This window comes from Gallibacterium anatis DSM 16844 = F 149 (assembly GCF_000379785.1).
GTDB classification, from domain to species: domain Bacteria; phylum Pseudomonadota; class Gammaproteobacteria; order Enterobacterales; family Pasteurellaceae; genus Gallibacterium; species Gallibacterium anatis.
On record NZ_KB903759.1, the window covers coordinates 38,507 to 61,491 of the forward strand.

Genomic DNA, 22,985 nt, shown 5'->3' on the forward strand with positions numbered 1-22,985 from the left:
ATAGTAAAATGGAAAGGATAGCAGCATTGGCTTATCCATCAACCAAAGAATTTGCCGCAATTGATTTAGGTTCTAATAGTTTTCATATGATCATTGTTCGTGAAGTCAATGGTTCGATTCAAGTTCTTTCAAAAATGAAACGGCGGGTACAGCTTGGCGATGGATTGGATGAAAAACATCATTTAAGTCAAAATGCCATCCAACGAGGTGTTGAATGTTTAGCGCTGTTCGCCGAGCGTTTACAAGGGTTTTCAATTGATCAGGTCAATGCTGTCGCAACTTATACCTTACGTCGTGCGGAAAATAGTGATGAATTCTTGCAGGCAGCCAAAAAGGTTTTTCCTTTCCCAATTAGGATCATTTCCGGTGCCGAGGAAGCAAAATTAATTTATTTAGGCGTTTCTCATACGCAACCCGAAACCGGAAGAAAATTAGTTGTAGACATTGGTGGCGGCTCTACTGAGATGATTATTGGTGAAGGATTTTCTCCATTGCTGGCGGAGAGCCGTCATATGGGGTGTGTGAGTTTTACTAAAGCATTTTTCGCAGATGGTAAAATCAGTGAAAAACAGTTTTATACAGCACAAAAGACGGCATTATCGAGAATTGAAGATCTTTCGTGGGAATATCGTCATTTAGGCTGGAATTCGGTGTTAGGTTCATCCGGCACCATTAAAGCTATCAGTCAAGTAATTGCGGAAAACTTTAGTGCGGACGGTATTATTACCCCAAAAACATTACAGCAAGTGATTGCATTAATTTTGAAATTTGATTCTTTTGAGAAGATGAAAATTGCAGGGCTAAGTGAAGATCGTATTGGTGTTTTTGTTGCCGGAGTCGCAATTTTAAGTGCTGTTTTTGAGAATTATCGTATTGAACAGATGCGTTATTCTGATGGTGCTTTACGGGAAGGGGTTTTATATAGTTTTGAGCGTCATTTCCAAGTTGATGATATTCGGGAAAGGACGGTAACAAGCCTAATTAAGCATTTTTGGATTGATAAGGAACAGGCATTGCGTGTTGCTGACACAGCGTTATTGTTGGCAAGTCGTTATCAACGTTGGAAAAATAGTGAGCAGATAGAGGAATTACAGAGTATTTTGTTGGCGGCTTCACTGTTGCACGAAGCAGGAATGGTGGTAAATCATAGTGCCGCGCATAAACACGCTGCCTATATTTTGCAAAATAGTGAGCTGCCGGGATTTGATCCGATGCAGAAAAATTTGTTAGTGACACTCGTCCGTTTTCAAATGAAATCATTGAAACAGTTGGATTTGTTGAAAGGAAGTCGTTATCACAGTCAAGATGTGCTGGCGCTAATAATGATGTTGCGTTTAGCCGTTATTATTAATAGATCACGCCAATCTACTGAAATTACGGAAAAATTTGCTTTGCACGTGAATAGTGACGGTAATAAATGGGCGCTGGAATTTGAACCGGGTTATTTAGAAAGAAATCCACTTACACAAAGTGATTTATTACAGGAACAGAATAATTTACAGATAATTAAAGTGAATCTGTCTATTCGTTAAATATTGCAGCTAAATAAAAATCATCAATGACACTTAAACTGACTTGTAGGGGTTTAAGCATAGAAACAGAAAATATGAGTAAACCCCGAATCAGTTATAAGATTAACGTTCCGCTTTTTCTACGGTTTTGAGAATATTGTCTTTAATTACGTTTTTAACTTCGGCAATTAATAACTTATGAATGGTATGTAACCTTGGTTTCTCTTTTGCAGTGAAAGGAACGGGGCGGCAAAATTCCATTGTTTTAATCCCCAATCGCGCTGTAAGCAGACCGACACCAATACCTTGAGCGACACGTGCTGATAGCTTTGCAGTAAGATCTTGCGAAAGCCAATCCATTCCAATATCACGAATAACATCGGTTGCGCCGGCGAAAGCAATATTGAACAACACCATTCTGATTAAACGGATACGACTGAAATAACCCAATTTAACCCCATATAATGCTGCCAATTTGTTGATTAAACGTAGATGACGCCAAGCAACAAAAGCCATATCTACCAGTGCCAATGGGCTGACTGCCACAATCATTGTTGCTTCAAGGGCTTGTTTATTAACAATTTTTTGCGCTTGCTGATCGAGCGGATGCAGAAATTCTTCACTGAAGAGTTTGAGCAATTCTGATGTGTTATAACCTTGATTTGCATATTGCTGCCACTGTTGATATTGCGGTTGTTGTGGCGATATTTGCATATAGTTTAGTAATTGCTTCGTCAGCTTAGTACTATCTTCTGTGTTACTGATTGGCGAATTAAGCTGCAAGTGTTGACTCTGTTGTTGTAATATTGCCAGCTTTTTGAGTTGTCGTAATTGACGAAATTCTTTGACTACGGCACTGACACCAAAGACAACAATGGCAGCAAAAACGAGTGCAAATGCGAAATTAATCCATTGGTGCTGCTGCCAAGCATCGACCAACCACTGAATTGCCTGCGCAATGGTTGCTGCGCCAAACAGGGCAACAGTGCCAATTAATCCTTTTTGCCACCAAGAAAGCGGACGCTGAATGGCTTGTTGTAATTGTTGCTCCATTTCACCCTCTTCCTGATATGCGCTTTGATCGAGTTCAACTTGGGTAGGGTGAAATTCTCGTTTTGTTTTTAGCTTTTCCGGCTGCGGTTCGCTGTCTTGGGGTTGAAATAGGTGTTTATCGTTCATTATGTTAATTTGTCTCCTAATAAATATTCTAAAACTGAATCAAGTCGTAAGTGTGGTAATGGCTCGCCTTCAAGCGCCGTTTGCGGTTCAAACTGATCAAATTCAAAAGCGGAATTTTTCCAGAAATCGGCAGTTGGTAGCCGTTGCGGCACCGTTCCGGGAAAGAGTGTCACCGATTTTTTATCTATACTTCTAACGCCTTGAATGGCTTTAAACTGCTGTCCCTGTTCTTCGACAATCACTTGTTGTGTGGCACGAATCGCCGCAAATGCGGTGAAATCAATATCAATATGTGAAAATTGTAGATGCTCACCTTCTGACTGAACTAATTGTCGTAACAGACTGATCAAATTGGGAATTTGATCGGTTGTAATATGATCCGCTTTAGTTGCGGCAAACAACAATTTGTCGATTTTTGGCGAAAACAGACGGCTGAAAAAATTGCGTTGTCCGTAATGAAAACTTTGGAATAAAGCCCGTAATGCCATTTGCATATCAATAAACGCTTGATGGCTATGATTAAGCGCTGTTAGACAATCAGCCAGAATAATTTGACGATCAAAACGTGAAAAATGTTGCTGGTAAAAGGCTTTGACAATTTGATCTCTGTAATAGCAATAACGTTGTTGCAACACCGAAAAATAACTCTGTTTGTCGGCATTTTTTTGTAGCTGTTGCCACTGTTGTTCAGAAAGATGAACCAATGGAAAAAATTGCAAAGCGATTGCGCCTTCCGCTTCTCCGGGAAGAATAAAGCGTCCCGGTTGAATAAAGTAAAAACCGGCGGATTTACATTGATGCAAATAGTCAGTGTAATCTTTGGCAAGTTGAGCTAAAAAGTGTTCATCTGCGGCCTGTGTAAGATCGAGTTTTTGTAATTTTTCCAACCAAGGTTGCGCCAGTTGTTTTCGTTCCCCTTGCAACAGTTGGTGCATCGCTTGCGACCAACGCTGAAAATCCTGTGATAATAAAGGCAAATCAAGCAGCCATTCTCCGGGATAGTCAAAAATATCCAAATAAAGCACACCGTTTGCTTTAATATGACGTAACAAACTCTGGCTATGTTGGTAATGAATTTCTAATCTGGTTTCGCTTAAACCTCGAGTTGACTGTGGCCATTGTGGTGGAGATTGTTGCAGTGATAACAAATTCTCTTCATATTCAAAACGAGGAAGCTGCCAATTTTTTTGAGTTAGGCGTTTAACGCCCAAAATACGGTGATGACGAGCCGCACTGAATAAGGGTAGTTGCGGTTGTTCTACGGTATTTAATGATAATAGCTGATTGATAAATCCGGTGATAAACGTGGTTTTTCCACTTTGGCTTAAGCCGGTTACCGCCAGACGCAGTGTTTGATCCAAACTGCGTTCAATCAAATTATCCAGTTCGTTTTGTAACGTTTTTAGCATAATAGACTTAAATTGATTTAATTGTTGTTAGTGTAGCTGATTTTTTAGTGTCAAAAAAAGCGTTTGTTTTAAATATGGGGATGAATTGTGTTTTGTCAAAAATAATAAAACATTAAGCGATCATTTTTCAGAAGTATATAAAAGAAAAATACGTTTTAACATCCTGTTAAAACGTATTTTCAAAGAAGGTTCGTATTTAAATTAGATTAGCGATTTTCGCCAAGTGGAACTTCTGCATCCGGTTCGTGAGTGATACGGTTACGTAAATCACGGCGGATAACTTCAATAGTCCAGAACCAGAAAATGTGACCAACAAATTCTGAAACGTGTTCATAGAATGGCCATTCTGCTACTGGTGGCGTTAAACCGAGTAGAGGGAAAGTAATATAGTGAACACAGATATCGCAGATAATACCAGCCAATACACCTTGCCATAATTTGACTTTAGGGAAGCGTTCCGCAACCACACAATAAGCAATAGCAAAAACAAGAGAGAAAATAATGTGAGTTACACCAATCCAGTTAAACGCTTGATCTGCAAAGGTAAATGCAGCGGCAGTCGGATCGATACCTAAATAATCTCTTAAGAAAACGTGTGGTGGATTTAAGAAAGCACGTGAACAAACTTCAAGCGCCTGTGACGGATCTTGACACGCTGCCACGAAAAGATCTAATGGGCTACGAGGTGGAAATGGATGCTCTGCTCCCCATTTTACAAATGCTGAAATAACACCGGCAATAATACCGACAAAAATTGCCACACCATAGCGGCGACGGCTCGGTTCTGTTTGTTGAAATAGATTAATCATAAAAAATTCCTAAATTTATCAATGAGATATAATATTTTTTACCATTAGCTTTCATTTTGTTGAAATGATAACCGGCGCAATAATAAAACAAAAAATATTTTATACAATAAAAAAATAATCAATAGGAGTTATTAGATTAAAACTTATACTAATTTTATTAAAACTAAATCGATTTAGTGGTTGTTTATATAAAATAACGGATAAATTTTATTCTATTTGGAGTGTTTAGGCTGAAATTGTGAGCTTTTTTGTAGCTGCAACCAAGAGCGAACTCTTGATTAAGATCGTCATTTTGATGATTTAATCGTCTATTGACGATAATATCCTTTTACAAAGGCGCAATCGCTAGTTAATATGCTAGTTTGCTGAATTTAGATGAGAATAGGTTAATTCATAAGTAAGCTGGTTTTTCGATGGCTTTGATTAAATATATTACAATTTTTATCTGTTTTATCTTCGCACAGACGGCATTTTCAGCACCAAGAGTACCTAAAGAAGTGCTGAATAACGGTTTGGTTTACTGTACGCACGATTTGCCGGTGTCGTTGAATCCACAAACGGCGGAGATTGGCAGTCATACCAATATTGTCGCCGATCAGATCTATAATAAATTATTTGAGCTGACCGGAAATGACAATCAGGTAGTGCCTTCATTGGCAACCTCTTATCACACCTCACCGGACGGAAAACATATTTTGATTAATCTGCGTCGTGGTGTGAAATTCCACAGAACAGCTTGGTTTACGCCGACAAGAGATTTCAATGCGGAAGATGTGGTTTTCTCTTTAAATCGTATTTTAGGCAAAAATGACGGTATTTTGCCGATAAATGATGATTTCGGGGAGGAAAACAGTAAAATTTCGCAATATCAATTATTTAATGAGAAAGCCAAAAACAAACATTTCCCCTATTTTGAAAGCATTAAATTAAGAAATAAAATTGATTCGGTGGTTGCTTTAAATCCTTATCAAATTCAAATTAATCTTGTTTCACCGGATGCTTCGGTGCTTTCCCATCTTTCCGGGTCTAATGCCGTAATTTTGTCGTATGAATATGCGTTACAACTTAATGCAGATGATAATTTGGCACAATTGGATATTTTGCCGATCGGCACCGGACCTTATCAATTAAAGAGTTATTTTCGCGATAAAAATATTCGTTTAGTGAGAAATGATGGTTATTGGGGAGAAAAAGCGAATATTAAAAATATTGTCATTGATGTTTCGACCACAAAAACAGGACGATTGGCAAGATTTTTAAATGGTGAATGTGATATTGTCGCGTTTCCGGATGCAAGTCAGCTTAAATTATTGAATGAACGTTTGCCGAGTGTACAAATCAGTTCTTCCGATAGTATGAATTTGTCTTTTTTAGCATTAAATATGAAACGCCCGATTATGCAAAATATTGATGTAAGACGGGGTTTAGCTTATGCAATTAATCGACCACGAATTATTAAACATATTTTTTATGATACGGCTAAAATTGCACAAAGTATTATTCCACAAATTTCGTGGGCTTCGCGTTTTAATGCAACGTCATTTGAATATAATTATGATCCAATAAAGGCAAAAGCATTATTATCAGATAAATTGCTTAATCTCTCTCTTTGGGTAATTAATGAAGAGCAGGTTTATGATCCGAATCCGGTTAAATTAGCAGAAATGATAAAATATGATTTGGAACAATTAGGTATAAAATTAAATGTAAAAGTGGTGTCTTATAATTTTCTGAAAAAGAGTGTGGAGGATGGCACAGATAATTACGATATGATTTTAACCGGCTGGATTACCAATAATTTGGATCCGGATAGTTTCCTAAGACCGATACTAAGTTGTGCATCACAAAATACTATCTCTAATTTAAGTAATTGGTGTCATCCACCGCTTGATGCGTTGCTAATTCGAGCGTTACAAACGAATGTACAATTATTAAGAGCGCTGGATTATGATATGGCGCAGCAATTAATTATCCGGCAGGTGCCGATTATTCCGATAGCGACAGTAAATAATGTATTGGTTTCAAATAACCGGGTAATAGGATTGAATATGACGCCATTTGGAAATATCCATTTTGCAGCATTGTCTTTAAATGAGGGTAAAAAATGATTATTGCTCTGATTAGACGATTATTACTGATTTTTATCTCTTTAGTGATTTTATCAATATTAGCTTATGCCATTATGTTGAAAGATCCGCTTAATCAGGTTTTATTTGAAGATTCCACGTTTCAAGGATATTTGCAGTATATTGAAAAATTAAAAAATGCGGATTTTGGTATTACCTACATTGGTGGTGAATTATTACGAGATCAAATTTTATCTGTGCTGCCTTCTACTTTGGAATTATGTATTTCTGCGATGATTTTAGCGTTATTATTTGGTATTCCATTAGGATTTATTGGTGCATTAAGTAATCATTCTGTTGGTAAATTTATACGTGGTTTTTCTTCAATAGGATTATCTATTCCGGTTTATTGGATTGGTTTAATTTTATTATATTTGGCAGCAATTTATAATTGGGAAATTTCATCAGTTGGTCAATATAATGCATTATATGAAATTAAACCGGTGACCGGTTTTGCGATTATTGATGTTTGGTTTGTGGAAGAACCATATAGAATTAAAATCGTACAAAGTGTATTGCAACATTTGGCATTGCCGACATTAGTTTTAATGATTATGCCGATGATGGAAATTACCCGATTAACGCAGCATAGAGCGGAACAGGTTATTTCAGCTAATTATACTAAAACCGCTTTAACTCGTGGTTGGTCTAAATTTAAGATTCTTCGTGTTTATTTATTGCGTAATACATTAGCACCTATATTACCCTATATTATCCGTACATTTACTTTGACATTGGCAGCTTGTATGTTGATTGAAAATATTTTTAATTGGTCCGGAATAGGGCAGTGGTTAATTGCGGCACTTTCCGAACAGGATTATAATGCGGTGGCAAGCGGTGTTATTGTTATTGGAATAATTGTCTTATTTATTAATTTATTAGCGGATTTAAGTGAATTTCTTTTAGATCCATTTAAGAAAAAGGCTTGGTATGATTGAGCAAAGGGCGGAAGATTTCCGAAATACAAAAGCAAAAAAAGCCATTTGGAAAATATTCAGCAAAGATCGTATTGCTTTATTTAGTTTATTCTGTTTTTCCGGATTGGTCACTATTGCTATTTTAGTGCCATTTTTATCACCCTATTCTCCGGATCAACAATTTATTGGAAATGAACTAATGCCACCTTTTTGGGATAAAAGTGGTAATTTAGTGTTTTTATTGGGAACCGATGATATCGGCAGGGATTTATTCAGTCGTATTTTATGGGGTGTTCATTATACGTTCGGTTCTGCGTTAATTATTGTGTTAGCAATTTTAATAATTGGTGGCGGTTTAGGGTTAATTATCGGTATTAATCAAGGGGTAAAATCTAGGACATTAAAATATCTTGGTAATGTTTTTTTGTCTATTCCTATTTTATTGGTTGCTATTATTATTGCAGCATTGATTGACAGTGGACTGACCAACGCAATGTTGGCTATTTTTCTCGCTTTATTGCCACATTTTATCCATCAAATAGATAATGCCGTACAACAGGAATCACAAAAAGATTATGTGTTATTGCTTCGTTTGGAAGGGATTTCAAAATATATTCTGTTAAAAGAGACTATTTTACCTAATATTTTTCCGGTTTTTGTAAGAGAAACGGCAAGAATATTTATTTTAGCAATTATGGATGTGAGTGCATTAAGTTTTATTTCGTTGGGTGCTTCATCAACAATGCCGGAATGGGGCGCAATGATAAGAGATTCCGTTGACTTATTATATATCGCACCTTGGGCGGTTGTTTTACCTGGAACTGCAATTATGTTTTCTATTTTAGTCATTATCGTGTTAAGTAACAGCTTATTACGATCTTTCTATAAATATTATTCATAGTAGGGAGAAAATAATGGCTTTATTGGATATTCGTAATTTATGCATCGATATTAAAACGGCAAATGGCAAAATTCGTATTGTTGATAATGTGAATTTAACCATTAATGAGGAAGATGTTTACGCATTGGTCGGTGAATCAGGTTCAGGGAAAAGTTTAATTGCTAAAGTGATTTGTAATGCGGTAAAAGATGACTGGATTATCAGTGCGGATCGTTTTCGTTTTAATGATATTGAATTATTAAAGCTTTCTCCGGCGAAAAGACGTAAATTAGTCGGGAGAGAAATTTCTTTAATTTATCAAGATCCTCTGACTTATCTTGACCCAAGTAAAACCATCGGTGATCAGCTGATTCAATCCATCCCGAATTGGACCTTTAAAGGCAAATGGTGGCGTTGGTTCGGTTGGAAAAAGCGGCGTGTTGTGGAATTGTTGCACCGAGTCGGTATTCGTGATCATAAAGATATTATGCGCAGTTATCCCAATGAAATTACGGAAGGCGAAGGGCAAAAAGTGATGATCGCAATGTCCATTGCCAATCAGCCGCGTTTATTGATTGCCGATGAAGCGACAACCGCATTGGGAACCAATACACAAAGTCAAATTTACCGTCTTTTATTGGCGATGAACCAGAATCACGGCACTACCATTTTATTTTTAAGCAGTGATTTGGTTTCAGTGAGTGAATGGTGTGAAACCATTAATATTTTGTATTGCGGTCAGTCGGTGGAAAGCGGACCAAGAGAGATTATTATGAACTCGCCGTTTCACCCCTATACAATGGCGTTGATGAACTCCAACCCGGATTACAATATTCCGCTAGCGCCGAAAACGCAGCTTAATGCATTGCCGGGAATGGTACCTTTATTAACCAATATTCCGATTGGTTGTCGTTTAGGGCCTCGTTGCCCATTCTCTCAACGTAAATGTGTGGTCAAACCGCCATTGCGGAAAATAAAACAGCACGAATATGCCTGCTATTATCCGTTAAATATTCGCGTGCATTCTGAAACAAAAGAGAAAGTGGAACCAATAACGATTCAAGCAACATTAACCGGAAAAGAAGAGTGATAAAATGGGTGAAGTGGTATTACGCGTTGAAAATTTGACTAAAACCTTCCCGAGCAGTGGTAACTCCTTGTTTAATCGTGCTTTTGATGCGGTTCGGGATATTTCATTTCAGCTGGAACAAAAACAAACGTTAGCTATTATTGGCGAAAACAGTTCGGGTAAATCAACTTTGGCAAAAATGATTATGGGCATTACCGAGCCAAGCCGAGGTGAGATTTATTTTAAGAATAAATTACTGAAATTTGGTGATTATTCCTTTCGCTCTAAGCACATCCGTATGCTATTCCAAGATCCGAATTCCACTTTCAATACACATTTAAATGTGGGACAGACATTAGATTTGCCGTTAAGATTGGCAACGCCGCTTTCGGAACAGGAGCGAAATCGGAAAATTTTCCATACGTTACGTTTAGTTGGCTTATCGCCGAATCACACCAATATTCGTTTTAGTGATTTAACCATCAGCCAAAAACAGCGCGTGGCGTTGGCAAGAACAGTGATTTTAGAACCGGAAGTGATTATTGTCGATGATGCCCTTAATTTTCTTGATTCTTTAGTTAGAGCTCAATTAATTAATTTATTATTGAAGTTGCAGGAACAATTAGGCATTGCTTATATTTATATCGGACAAAATATTGGGATAATTAAACATATTTCCGATCAACTATTAGTATTACACGATGGACAAATTATCGAATATGGTGATACATTAGAAGTGATTTCTGATCCACGGACTGAGCAGACTAAACGATTATTACAACAATAAGGCGTGTTAATTTGTACACGCCTTAATTGCTAAAATGAAAGTTTATTTATTCGCTGAATTTTGTTCAATAATTTCTACAGTTTTTTCAGGAAAATTAATATCGAGTTGATTAAATGGAATATCAATACCGGCAGCATCAAATTCCAATTTTACCTTTTCCATAATATCAAAATGCACACCCCAATAATCGGCAGTATTGACCCAAGGACGCACAAATAATTGCACACTACTTGCCGCTAATGCACCCACTGCAATTAAAGGTGCAGGTTCTTTTAATACACGAGGTTCTTCTTGCAAACAACGAGCAATAATTTCTTTTGCTTCGGTAATATCCGATTCGTAAGAAATATCAAAAATAAAATCAATACGGCGAGTTGAATTTAAAGAATAATTGGTAATTTTTTGTGTGAAAATTTGATTATTCGGCACTAATACTGTTTTATTATCGCCGGTTCTTAACTCCAACATTAATAAACCGATTTGTGTTACTGTTCCGGAACCGCTGGCAACTTCGATAAAATCGCCTTTGCGGAAAGGTTTAAATATTAAAATCATCACACCGGCAGCGAAATTTTGTAGTGAATTTTGCAAAGATAAACCGATGGCTAAACCGGCAGCACCAATTAACGCTACCAAAGAAGTCGTATTAATACCTAATTGGGAAAGTGAAGCAATAACCACAATTAATAATAATGCAAAATAGGCGATTGAGCGGATAAATTCACTTAGCATTTCATCTTTTACTGTACGATGAATCATTGTGGCTAATAATTTGCTAATAAATTTAGCTAACCGTTTTCCCACCAAGAAAATAATGATAGCTAATAAAATTTTAATTGAATAAGGAACAATCCAATCATTAAAAATATTGAGCAGATGTTGTTCATCTAATAATGAATGCCAATTAATATTTTGCAAATCTAACGCATTGTTGACTTGATTTTCAACATTTTCTGTATTTTGCGACATAGTTTCTCCTATAAATCGATGAAAGGGCATTATTATAATGATGTAATTTAAAAGATCAAAGAATGAGATTTAAATAGGGAATGGCATTTTTAATACTTATTATGGTAATTTTTGATGATATGTCTTGGGAAAAGAGCTTGATATTTAATCATCAAGAATGCTTTTTATAATAATAAAGATGGGAAATTTCCCATCTTTATTGAGCAGATTATTAGAACATTGTTGTATCTTGGAATAAGCCTACTTTTAGATCAGTCGCGGTATAAATAATGCGACCGTCAACTTCTACCTCTCCATCAGCTAATCCCATAATTAATTTACGATTAATGACGCGTTTTAAATGGATACGGTAAGTGACTTTTTTGGCAGTTGGTAGAATTTGTCCGGTGAATTTTACTTCGCCCACACCTAATGCACGACCTTTACCTTCGCCGCCAATCCAGCCTAAGAAGAAACCGACTAATTGCCACATTGCGTCTAAACCTAAGCAACCGGGCATCACAGGATCGCCAATAAAATGACAGCCGAAAAATGGCAGATCAGGGCGAATATCGAGTTCAGCTTCAATATAACCTTTACCAAATCGACCTTTATGTTCATCCATTTCCACAATACGATCCATCATTAACATTGAGGGTGCCGGCAGTTGCGGTCCTTTTTCGCCGAATAATTCGCCCCGACCGGAGGCTAATAAATCTTCATAATTAAATGATTTCTGAGCGGTGAAATTTCTTTTTTGTGTACTTGTGTTAGGCATACTGATCTCCTGCGATATGCATAAAAAGAGTTTTCCGAAAAGGGAAAACGAGATGTGAGCTATTTTAGCAAGGAAAAATACTTTTTAAAATAGCTTACATCTGTTAGCTGAATGGTCGGATCAGTTTTTGTTCGTTTTATGCTTTTTTCATCGCACTTAACCAGGAAAACCACTTTGAACAAGCTGATTTATGTTCTGATTTTTGTTCGATATTCTGCAAAATGAGCTGATTTAATGGACGATTATCGGCGTGATAAGTTTTATCCGGCATTTCGATTAAATCGCGTTGTAATAAAATTTGTAATGCTTGTGCCGCATCTTCCACAACCCAAAGGTGGAATTGTTGCGCTTTCACTGCAGCAATAACCTCTTGATTTAGGCTGAGTTGATTGCAGACAACGGCAGGAATAATAACCCCTTGGCGACCATTTAAACCACGTTGTTGGCAAATGGCAAAGAAGCCTTCAATTTTCTGATTGACGCCGCCAACAGCGTGAACTAAGCCGAATTGATCGATAGCGCCTGTTACTGCGATATTTTGCGGTAACGGCAATTCGGCAAGCGCACTGACAAGCACACATAACATTGCTAATGAGGCGCTGTCGCCGTCAATTTCAGTGTACGACTGTTCAAAAACCAGTGAAGCGGAGAAGGGAAGTTGACTCGGTAATTGCAAAATATTGCTTAAACAAGATTGTGCAATCATCATTCCTTTACTGTGAATATTGCCGGCCAATTCATTTTTGCGATCAACATCGACAATTTCACCGCCTTCGCCGATTTGCACTAAACAACTGATACGGGACGGTTCACCGAAACTATAAGGAACACCCGGATATTCAATCACGGATAGGCCGTTGATTTGCCCGATTTCTTCGCTCTCAGTGTCGATGTAAACCTGTTCAGCAAGAATGCTTTGATAACTGCGCTGCTGCAACAGATCACGTTGATAGCACTGTTGCTGATAGAATTGTTCCACCATTTCCGCATTAATGATGTTATCGTTGCTGTTTGCTCGATAACTTAATGCACCTTTCAGAATAGTGATAAGCTGTGTTGGTGAATTGGCGATTAAATGCCGATCTTCACTTTCTCTGGTCAGCCATTGATAAATCCGATTAATGGCGGAAAGATCGAGTTCACATTGCAGCTCATTTTGTGCCAAATTGCATAGATAGCTTGCCCATTGCTGTTGCTGTGCTTGATCTTCAATGTCCGTATAAGCAGCAATTTCAGCATAATCTGCTAATTGATAAAGATCGGGCTGAAAAGTTTCAAATTCGGCAAGATTATCTCGACTGCCTACAATAATTAATTTTAATTTCAATGGCATCGGCGGAATAACGCAGGTTTGACGCTGTAGAATATCATCCAATTGCCAATGAAATTGTTGCTGTTGCAGAATGCTTAATAAACGTTGCCAAAGGTCAAATTGAGAGAGTAACTGCGCAGCGGACAAAATGAGGATACCGCCGTTCACTTGGTGAATTAAACCCGGTATCAGTTGGATTTTATTACTGTTAACCAGTTGCAACACTTGCCCAAAAAGATATTGTGGAGAGAGATAATCGGCACATTTCACCCAATACCGTTGAGCAAAGTTATCTTGCACGGATTGCGCCGGACGCATCTCAATTGTCGGAAAATCATTGGCATCAGGTTGCTGAAATTGGTAATGCACACCATTCACTGCCACGGCTTGATCGGCAAAATAGTGCTGCATTAAATACTGTTGCAATCTTAGTAAATCGGCAAACTGTTCTTCGCCTTTTAGCACCAAAATTGCATTGCTATTTTGTGCCAGCCAATTATTAATAGCGGCAGTGGTTCTTGGCTGAAGATCCCAAAAAGTTTGTTGCGGATCGACAGGCAGTTGAGAAAAAGAGAAGGTAGGTGCCAATGCTTGCCATTTTAGTTTTAATAAATCCATAATCGTTCTCATAATAAATTTAACCGGCAAATTATACACAAAAGTACTTATAACTTCTTTCTTGATTCGGCGTTCCGCTGAAAAATCCTACAATAGACGGGATCAACCTAAATTGATACTGCGAATGTACGCGCTTTTTGCTAAACTCTAACAACTTTTGTTGGAAAAATAGGAATAATATATGCAACAAATTATTGAGGTAAACGGGCAGAATTTGGCAGAAGTGTTGGATATGGGCAAAACACAGCCGCTGGCATTTCTGTTTTATGCGGCTTCAGATCGCGCTTCACTTGATTTTGTCGCAACGATGGAGCGACTTGCTGCAAAATATGCGGAGCAGTTCATCCTGGCGAAGGTTAATTGTGAAACGGAACAGATGATTGCAGCGCAATTTCGTATTCAGGCATTGCCGACCACCTATCTTTTTAAAGATGGCGCGCCGGTAGACGGTTTTCAGGGCGTGTTGCCGGAAGCGGAATTGGAGCAACGTTTGCAAGTGATTTTACCGAAAGAGGATGAAATTAAATTTAACCAAGCGTTGGATTATTTAGCAGTAGAAAATTATGAGCAGGCATTGCCGTTGTTAAAACAGGCGTGGGAACTTTCCGATAAGAAGAACAGTGATGTCGCACTGTTATATGCTGAAACCTATATTGCAATGAAAAAGGTTGAGCCGGCACAGGAAATTCTGAATCAGATTCCAATACAAGACAGGGATAGCCGTTGGCAAGGTCTGCAATCACAAATTGAACTCTTAATTCAAGCAGCAGATACACCGGAAATTCAGCAATTACAACAGGATTATCAAAAAAATCCGACAGCGGAAATAGCGATTAAATTGGCAGTACAACTGCATCAGGCAAATCGCAATGAAGAGGCGTTGAATTTATTATTATCAATTTTACAAAAGGATCTGAATGCCGAAGAGGGCGAGGTGAAACGTCAGTATTTGGCGATTTTATCCGCTTTAGGCAATAGTGATCCGTTAACGAATAAATATCGTCGGTTAGTGTATTCATTGTTATATTAACGACGTTTTTGTAAGAACAAGAGTAGAGGCAAAAAATGGAAACAAAACATAGTAAATTATTAATTTTAGGTTCCGGTCCGGCAGGTTATACGGCTGCAATTTATGCAGCGCGAGCAAATTTAAAACCGGTATTGGTAACCGGCTTACAGCAAGGCGGACAATTAACTACAACCAATGAAATTGAAAATTGGCCGGGTGATGCAGGTGAAACCACCGGCCCTGAATTAATGCAAAGAATGTTGGAACACGCCGAAAAATTTGAGGCAGAAATTGTGTTCGATCATATCAATAAAGTGGACCTTTCCAAACGGCCATTCACTTTATATGGTGATAGCCAAACTTTCACTTGTGATGCCTTAATTATTGCGACCGGCGCTTCAGCAAAATATTTAGGCTTACCATCGGAAGAGGCTTATAAAGGTCGTGGTGTGTCGGCTTGTGCCACTTGTGACGGTTTCTTTTATCGCAACAAACCGGTAGCGGTAATTGGGGGAGGCAATACTGCCGTAGAAGAGGCGTTATATTTAGCTAACATCGCTTCCACTGTGCATTTAGTGCATCGCCGCGATGAGTTTCGTAGCGAAAAAATTCTGTTAGATCGCCTAATGAAAAAGGTGGAAGAGGGAAAAATTGTGTTGCACACTAACCGTACTTTAGCAGAAGTTTGCGGTGACAATATGGGCGTTACTCATTTGCAGTTAAAAGATACGCAATCCGAACAGCAGGAAACTTTAAGCGTAGACGGTGTTTTTGTTGCGATTGGTCACGCGCCGAATACCGATATTTTTGCCGGTCAATTGGCATTAAATAATGGTTATATTGTGGTGAAATCAGGGTTGCAAGGCAATGCCACCGCAACTTCGGTTGAAGGCGTATTTGCTGCCGGCGATGTGATGGATCAACATTATCGTCAGGCAATCACTTCAGCAGGAACCGGCTGTATGGCAGCGTTGGATGCGGAACGTTATCTTGATGCCCAACAAGCGAAAGGTGCTTAATGATGTTATTCCCCTCAATTTTTTGAGGGGATTTTGTTTCTCTTTTTGTCTTTAAACCATTATGGAAAAATCACGCCAAAAACAATTACAAAACTGGTTAAAACAGCAAAATAAACTGATTCGCAAGCCTTTAAGACTAAACCTTCTATTTGCGATTATTTCAACAATTCTCTTAGTTGTTCAAACTTGGTTATTAGCAGGATTACTGCACGATCTCATCATTGCGCAGTTGCCACGAGAACAGCTGCTGCCTTCATTTATCGCTTTGCCGATTATTTTTTTGGTCAGGGCCGGGTTGCTTTATGCGCGAGAGAAAGTCGGTTTTTACAGCGGACAACGGTTGCGTCGGCATTTACGCCAACAGATTTTAACTAAATTGCAGCAAGTCGGTCCGGCCACATTGTCTTATAAGCCGGTAGGTAGCTGGGCAACGTTGGCATTGGAGCAGGTAGAGAATTTGCATAACTTTTATGCGCGTTATTTGCCTCAGCAATATTTGGCAGGGGCGGCACCATTGATTTTATTAATTGCTATTTTCCCGGTGAATTGGGCGGCAGGCTTGATTTTATTGTTGACCGCGCCGTTGATTCCAATTTTTATGGCGTTGGTCGGCATTAAGGCGGCGGAAGCAAATCAGCGTAATATCACCACACTTTCCCGTCTGAGCGGTCAGTTTTTGGATCGTTTACAAGGATTGGAAAATTTGCGTATTTTTAACCGCACACAACAACAGACGGAACAAATCGAAGACAGTACTGAAGATTTTCGTGAAACAACGATGGATGTGTTGAAAATTGCTTTTCTCTCATCAGCGGTACTTGAATTTTTCACTTCAATTTCAATTGCTTTGACAGCGGTTTATTTCGGGTTTAGTTATTTAGGTCAAATTGAATTCGGTAGTTATGGCACAGGCGTAACGCTGTTTGCTGGCTTTTTTTGCTTGATTTTAGCGCCCGAATTTTATCAGCCATTGCGTGATCTCGGCACTTATTATCACGACAAAGCGGCAGCAATCGGGGCGGCGGATACGATAGAAGAGTTCCTTTCTCAAGATTTTTTAATCGCACAGCAAGGAGCGGAAACCATCAATGGCAGCTCAATTCATATTGAGGCTAAAGCGTTAGAGGTGTTGTCACCGGACGGTAAGGCTTTGACGAAACCGTTAACTTTCACGATTAATGCTGGAGAAAATATTGCATTGGTCGGGCAAAGTGGAGCCGGAAAAACCTCGCTAATGAATGTATTGTTGGGATTTTTGCCTTATCGAGGAAGTTTATTGATTAATGGTATTGAACTGAATCAACTGGATCTAAATGCGTGGCGGCAGAAATTGGCTTGGGTGGGGCAAAACCCATTGTTGTTGCAAGGCACAATTCGCGAAAATTTAGCTCTTGCTGATCAAAAAGCCAGTGATGAACAACTTAAATCCGCATTGCAACAGGCTTATGTTGAAGAGCTGATCCCTTTGTTGGACAAACCGTTACAGGACGGCGGTCTCGGGGTTTCGGTCGGACAGGCACAACGTTTGGCAGTAGCTAGAGCGTTATTGAAGCAGGATACGCCATTATTGTTGTTGGACGAGCCGACCGCCAGTTTGGATGCCCGTTCTGAAAATCAGGTGTTGAACAGCTTGCAACAATTAGGTAAAGCGAAAACCACATTGATGATTACCCATCGCATTGAGGATTTGAAGCAGTCCGATGGCATTTTAGTGATGCAAGCAGGAGAAATTGTGCAACAAGGACATTTTGCTCAATTACAACATCAAGGCTTTTTTGCTGAATTATTGGCACAACGACAAACGGAAGTGAATTAAGGATAAAGTGATGCGATCATTATTACCATTTTTAGCGATGTTTAAACATTCGCCGGCACGTTTGATGTTAGGCATTATTTTGATGCTGACCGGTTTGGCGGCGAGTATTGGTTTATTAACCCTTTCCGGCTGGTTCTTAGCTGCAGCGGCTATTGCCGGCGTGTCGTTAATGTTTAATTTTTTCTATCCTTCTGCCGGAGTAAGGGGATTGGCGGTTGGACGTACGGTGGCACGTTATTTTGAGAAAATAGTAACCCACGATGTGACCTTTGAAATTTTGGCAAAATTACGTGTAATGATTTTTTCCAAAATTATTCCGTTAAGTCCGGCAGTGTTGAGCCGTTATCGTAATAGCGAATTATTGAATCGGTTAGTGGCGGATGTGGACACGCTGGATACCCTTTATTTACGGCTGTTTGCACCGTTCGTCAGTGCAGTTTTGATGATTGTTTTTATCGGCATTGGCTTGAGTTTTCTCGATAAAACCATTGCCTGTTTTATTGCCGGCACGCTTTTATTGTTATTAGTGGTGTTACCGACCATTTTTTATCGTTTAGGCAGAAAGTTCGGGGCAAAATTGACGGCAACCCGAGCGCAATACCGCAGTCAATTTGTTGAATATATCCAAGCTCAAGCTGAATTATTGCTGTTTAATGCCAGCGATAATTTAAAACAACAATTAGCAACAACAGAAAAAAGTTGGTTGCAATATCAACAAAAAGAGGCACAGTTATCAGGATTGTCCAGTGCGATTTTGTTGTTTATCAATGGCTTAATGATTGTTTGCACATTATGGATGGCGGCAGCAACGCCAATGGGCAATGATGAATTTAAATTGGCATTGATTGCCTTGGTCACTTTTTCTGCGTTAGCCTCGTTTGAAATTTTAATGCCGATTGGTGCAGCATTCTTACACTTAGGGCAGGTTATTGCTTCGGCGGAACGTGTCAATGATATTATTACGCAGCAGCCGTTAGTCACATTTGACGGCAAACTTGAACAAATCAACCTAAGCCACACAGATAAATTATTAACATTTCAAGATGTTCATTTTCATTATCCGGATCGTACCGAACAGGCGTTATCAGGCATTAATCTCACTTTCACCTCACAACAAAAAATAGCCATTTTGGGAAAAACCGGTAGTGGTAAATCAACATTATTGCAGCTTCTGATTCGTAATTATGATGCAACACAGGGGCAAATTTTGTTGGCAGGTAAACCGATAGCGGCTTATAGTGAGCCAACATTGCGTTCACAGATGATCCTACTGACACAACGTGTTCATATTTTTAGTGATACGTTACGTCAAAATTTGTTATTGGCAAATCCTAATGCCGATGATCAAAAGCTTAATGAGGTGATTAAGCAAGTGGGGTTAGAGTATTTGCTTGAACAAGAGCAGGGGTTGGATAGCTGGCTTGGTGATGGTGGCAGAACGTTATCTGGTGGGGAACAACGCCGTTTGGGCATTGCACGAGTTTTATTATCATCTGCCCCGATAATTTTATTAGATGAACCGACGGAGGGCTTGGATCGTGAAACGGAACGTCATATTCTTGCCCTGTTATTGCAACATTGTCGAGATAAAACATTGATTATGGTTACTCATCGATTAAGTGGTTTGGATCAATTTGATCAACTTGTGGTTATGGATAATGCTCAAGTGGTTGAGCAAGGTGATTTCCAAACGTTGGCAAGTCGTCAGGAAACCATTTTTTATAAATTATTAAACCGAATTAATGAAAATTAAATAATGCTAAAAGGCGCGTACCAACGCGCTTTTTTGTTACTGGGAGCTTGGTATGAAACAAATAGCGTGGATAAACGGTTATACGATACAGATTATTTCGGCACTTGCTGCCTTATTACACGATTTAGGTAAGTCCAGTGTAGGTTTTCAAGAAAAATTAAAACCAAATTCTATTTTTTATGCGGATCAATATCGCCACGAATGGATCTCGGTTAGACTATTTGAGGCTATGATTCAAGGATGTGACACCGATGAAAAGTGGCTTAATCGTTTGGCTAATTGGAATGAATATCAGAAAAATCATCCTCACTGGTTGCAAAGTTTAAAAAAAGAATCTCAATCACCTAAAGTAGGTGGGTTTAGAGAATTGCCACCTTTGGCACAAGCGTTAATTTGGTTAATTGCTTCGCACCACAGAGTAGCATTTTTAGCAAAAGTTGAAAAAGACAGAACAGAATTAAAAAAATTTTGGGAGAAAAGTGTCCCAGATACATTATCTCGCTTTTATAATTTATTATCCGCTAGTAAAGGATGGTTATTTAATGAGAATAGCAAACATCCCGACCCTAATCAGTTTTGGACATTTTCGCACTTGGCGTCCGATAGTTTGCTTTGGCAAAAGGCTATGCAGCGCTGGGCAAATAAGGCGTTACAGCATTTGCCGTTAACAGAAATGTTAAAGAGTGTAGATAATATTTCCGACCCATTTATTTTATTACTTTCAAGATTATCGCTAATTACTGCCGATCATCATTATTCTTCATTAACAGCTAACCCTCAATTAGGCGATCAAAATTTTCCATTATGGGCAAATACCAATGCGGAAGGACAACGCAAGCAGCATCTTGATGAACACTTAATTGGCGTATGTCAGAGTGCTGTACGTTTTGCACATTTATTACCGAAATTAAGATCATCATTACCGGCGTTAAAGCATAAAGCTTTTAACAAGCGTAATAATATTGATCGTTTTCAGTGGCAAAATCGTGCATTTGATGTGGCAAAACAATTACGACCTTTGACAGAACAGCAAGGCTTTTTTGCGGTTAATATGGCGAGTACAGGTTGTGGTAAGACTATAGGAAATGCTCGGATTATGTATGCTTTATCAAATCCGGAAGTTGGTGCCAGATTTACTATTGCATTAGGTTTAAGAGTGTTAACGTTGCAAACCGGTAGTGCTTTGAAAGAAAAGTTGAAATTGGATGATGATCAAATTGCTGTATTAGTTGGTGGGGAGGCGGTAAACCGCTTATTTTCACTTTCACAAGAAAAGAGAGGCAGTGAATCAGCAGAAGAGTGGTTAGACACTATGCAAATTGACGGCGGGTTTGTTACAGAAAATGCGGTTGAGAACATAGCTGAATTTAAGACGTTATTATCTAGTGAAAAAGCGAGCAATCTACTGCAAACACCGCTGGTTACTTGCACCATAGATTATTTAATGAATGCGAGCGAATGTTTACGCGGCGGTAACCATATTGTGCCGATATTACGCTTGTTGAGTGGTGATCTTATTTTGGATGAACCTGATGATTTTGATCAAAATGATCTTCCTGCACTTAGCCGGTTAGTGCATTTGGCAGGGCTGTTCGGCAGTCGAGTATTACTCTCTTCAGCAACATTAACCCCAGATCTAATCAGTGGTTTATATGAAGCCTATCAGTCAGGGAGAAATATCTGGAATCATAACAACCAGTTAGCTCAAAATTCAGTATGTTGTGCTTGGTTTGATGAATTTTCGCAGCAAACTTTTTCGTGTAGTGATGTCCCTATTTTTAGAGAACAACATCAAAAGTTTGTTGAAAAAAGAATTGAGAAGTTAAAACAACAGCCGGTAAGACGCAGTGCTAATGTTTTATCATTGCCTGATGTTAAAGGAGGAGAAAATCAGACATTAGATTGGGCATTGTTAGCAGAATATTTAATCAAGCAAGCAGAAGATTTTCATAAAACATTTTTTACTGAAGATAATGATTCCCATAAAAAAGTCAGCATAGGATTAATTCGATTCTCTAATATTCGCCCTATGATTCCAACTATTATGGCTATGTTGCAACAGCAATGCGCAGAAAATACAGAAATCCATATTTGTTGTTACCATTCACGTCAGTTATTACTGTTGCGTAATCGTTTAGAGCAAAGCTTAGATAAATTATTAAATCGTTACGACCCGCAAGCGATTTTTAATCAACCAGAAATTAAAATTGCTGTAGAAAATAGCGACATTGAAAATCATATTTTTATTGTTGTTGGAAGCCCTGTGACTGAGGTGGGGCGTGATCACGATTACGATTGGGCAATTATAGATCCTTCATCAATGCGTTCTGTGATTCAATTAGCCGGGAGAGTCTGGCGACATAGAACAGAAAAAATGGCGGAAACTGCTAATATCGCTTTATTGCCGAGCAATTGGCGTAGATTAGCAAATAGTGCAGAAAAAGGAGAATATCATCCTATCTTTTATCATCCTGGATTTGAAAGTAATGAGGATAGACTAAATTCTCACTTAATAGTAGATCTGATAACAACAGAACAACGCCAAAAAATAGATGCTATTGCTCGTATTGGTTTTGTTGAACATTCAGAGAGTACAATTCATCAGACATTAACGGAGTTAGAGCATAGTGTTATGGCTAAGATGTTCCATAACGAAAAGACAAATTATATCAATGGTTATTGGCGTACAGAAAATGCGAAATTGACTTCGCATTGTTCGCTTGTAGCACCTTTTCGTCATTCAAAACAGCCTATGGAAGACTTTGTTTGCTTGCCGGATAAGGAAAGCGATTGGCATTATGCGTTTGCATATAGTGATAAAGCTTACCAAGATCTTTTTTCTTGTGTAAAAGAGCGGCATCGTTTTTGTTATCAACCGATAAAAACAACCAATCCCCGAATTGATCTGACCCCGAAAAGTTAGACTGTTATTTTAAGGACTGAATTCTGTATTGAACAGGGCTCAGTCCATTTAATTTTAATTGTATTCTTTCCTCATTGTAATAACGAACATATTCTTTGATAACAGATTCAAGTTCTTCAATG

The 22,985-nt window shown here is 38.5% G+C and carries 18 protein-coding genes; 11 read left to right on the forward strand and 7 right to left on the reverse strand.

Annotated features, from left to right (window positions below; genetic code table 11):
- Positions 1 to 8: 8 nt before the first annotated feature.
- Positions 9 to 1,532, forward strand: coding sequence for an exopolyphosphatase (gene ppx / locus A3EO_RS0112300; protein WP_018347373.1), 1,524 nt, complete (start codon positions 9 to 11; stop codon positions 1,530 to 1,532).
- 102 nt (positions 1,533 to 1,634) lie between these two features.
- Here the strand turns inward: ppx and A3EO_RS0112305 are convergent, their stop codons facing one another.
- From A3EO_RS0112305 to A3EO_RS0112315, 3 genes are all read right to left on the reverse strand, one after another.
- Positions 1,635 to 2,690 (reverse strand): YcjF family protein, encoded by a 1,056-nt coding sequence (locus A3EO_RS0112305; protein ID WP_018347374.1) that lies wholly within the window; start codon positions 2,688 to 2,690, stop codon positions 1,635 to 1,637.
- Positions 2,690 to 4,099 (reverse strand): YcjX family GTP-binding protein, encoded by a 1,410-nt coding sequence (locus A3EO_RS0112310; RefSeq protein ID WP_018347375.1) that lies wholly within the window; start codon positions 4,097 to 4,099, stop codon positions 2,690 to 2,692. The genes A3EO_RS0112305 and A3EO_RS0112310 overlap by 1 nt, the downstream gene beginning before the upstream one ends.
- A 206-nt stretch (positions 4,100 to 4,305) precedes the next feature.
- A complete protein-coding gene (locus A3EO_RS0112315) occupies positions 4,306 to 4,908 on the reverse strand; it encodes a YagU family protein (protein WP_018347376.1) in 603 nt (200 codons plus the stop codon).
- Between the two features lie 413 nt (positions 4,909 to 5,321).
- Here A3EO_RS0112315 and A3EO_RS0112320 point away from each other — a divergent pair, with 413 nt between their 5' ends.
- From A3EO_RS0112320 to A3EO_RS0112340, 5 genes are read left to right on the forward strand one after another with little or no spacing between them, the layout of a single operon-like run.
- Complete coding sequence (locus A3EO_RS0112320; RefSeq protein ID WP_018347377.1) at positions 5,322 to 7,016, forward strand: ABC transporter substrate-binding protein; 1,695 nt, start codon at positions 5,322 to 5,324, stop codon at positions 7,014 to 7,016.
- Positions 7,013 to 7,972 (forward strand): ABC transporter permease, encoded by a 960-nt coding sequence (locus A3EO_RS0112325; RefSeq protein ID WP_018347378.1) that lies wholly within the window; start codon positions 7,013 to 7,015, stop codon positions 7,970 to 7,972. Before A3EO_RS0112320 ends, A3EO_RS0112325 begins: the two co-directional genes overlap by 4 nt.
- Positions 7,965 to 8,852, forward strand: coding sequence for an ABC transporter permease subunit (locus A3EO_RS0112330; RefSeq protein ID WP_013747093.1), 888 nt, complete (start codon positions 7,965 to 7,967; stop codon positions 8,850 to 8,852). Before A3EO_RS0112325 ends, A3EO_RS0112330 begins: the two co-directional genes overlap by 8 nt.
- Before the next feature lie 13 nt (positions 8,853 to 8,865).
- The gene (locus tag A3EO_RS0112335) at positions 8,866 to 9,921 is read left to right on the forward strand and encodes a peptide ABC transporter ATP-binding protein (protein ID WP_018347379.1); all 1,056 of its coding nucleotides are present in this window, start codon (positions 8,866 to 8,868) and stop codon (positions 9,919 to 9,921) included.
- Between the two features lie 4 nt (positions 9,922 to 9,925).
- A complete protein-coding gene (locus A3EO_RS0112340) occupies positions 9,926 to 10,687 on the forward strand; it encodes an ATP-binding cassette domain-containing protein (RefSeq protein ID WP_013747095.1) in 762 nt (253 codons plus the stop codon).
- Positions 10,688 to 10,729: 42 nt separating this feature from the next.
- On the opposite strand, the gene A3EO_RS0112345 is transcribed toward A3EO_RS0112340, so the two are convergent.
- The 3 genes from A3EO_RS0112345 to A3EO_RS0112355 form a co-directional block, all read right to left on the reverse strand.
- Complete coding sequence (locus tag A3EO_RS0112345; RefSeq protein ID WP_018347380.1) at positions 10,730 to 11,656, reverse strand: mechanosensitive ion channel family protein; 927 nt, start codon at positions 11,654 to 11,656, stop codon at positions 10,730 to 10,732.
- Positions 11,657 to 11,867: 211 nt separating this feature from the next.
- Positions 11,868 to 12,413, reverse strand: a complete 546-nt coding sequence (fabA, locus tag A3EO_RS0112350) for a bifunctional 3-hydroxydecanoyl-ACP dehydratase/trans-2-decenoyl-ACP isomerase (RefSeq protein ID WP_013747097.1) — start codon at positions 12,411 to 12,413, stop codon at positions 11,868 to 11,870.
- 136 nt (positions 12,414 to 12,549) lie between these two features.
- Positions 12,550 to 14,343 carry an AAA family ATPase gene (locus A3EO_RS0112355; RefSeq protein ID WP_080638301.1) on the reverse strand — a complete coding sequence of 598 codons (1,794 nt, stop codon included), beginning with the start codon at positions 14,341 to 14,343 and terminating at the stop codon, positions 12,550 to 12,552.
- A gap of 181 nt (positions 14,344 to 14,524) precedes the next feature.
- Between A3EO_RS0112355 and A3EO_RS0112360 the strand changes: the two genes are divergently transcribed.
- The 5 genes from A3EO_RS0112360 (at position 14,525) to cas3f (ending at position 22,863) form a co-directional block, all read left to right on the forward strand.
- A complete protein-coding gene (locus A3EO_RS0112360) occupies positions 14,525 to 15,373 on the forward strand; it encodes a co-chaperone YbbN (RefSeq protein WP_018347382.1) in 849 nt (282 codons plus the stop codon).
- A gap of 35 nt (positions 15,374 to 15,408) precedes the next feature.
- Positions 15,409 to 16,371: a thioredoxin-disulfide reductase gene (gene trxB / locus A3EO_RS0112365; RefSeq protein ID WP_018347383.1), complete on the forward strand. Its 963-nt coding sequence runs from the start codon at positions 15,409 to 15,411 to the stop codon at positions 16,369 to 16,371.
- 61 nt (positions 16,372 to 16,432) lie between these two features.
- Positions 16,433 to 18,187, forward strand: a complete 1,755-nt coding sequence (gene cydD, locus A3EO_RS0112370; RefSeq protein ID WP_013747101.1) for a heme ABC transporter permease/ATP-binding protein CydD — start codon at positions 16,433 to 16,435, stop codon at positions 18,185 to 18,187.
- Positions 18,188 to 18,197: 10 nt separating this feature from the next.
- The gene (gene cydC, locus A3EO_RS0112375) at positions 18,198 to 19,940 is read left to right on the forward strand and encodes a heme ABC transporter ATP-binding protein/permease CydC (RefSeq protein ID WP_018347384.1); all 1,743 of its coding nucleotides are present in this window, start codon (positions 18,198 to 18,200) and stop codon (positions 19,938 to 19,940) included.
- 52 nt (positions 19,941 to 19,992) lie between these two features.
- Positions 19,993 to 22,863, forward strand: a complete 2,871-nt coding sequence (gene cas3f, locus A3EO_RS0112380; RefSeq protein ID WP_018347385.1) for a type I-F CRISPR-associated helicase Cas3f — start codon at positions 19,993 to 19,995, stop codon at positions 22,861 to 22,863.
- Between the two features lie 4 nt (positions 22,864 to 22,867).
- Here the strand turns inward: cas3f and A3EO_RS13275 are convergent.
- The coding region (locus tag A3EO_RS13275) for an IS3 family transposase (RefSeq protein ID WP_018347315.1) at positions 22,868 to 22,985 on the reverse strand (118 nt) is incomplete at its 5' end.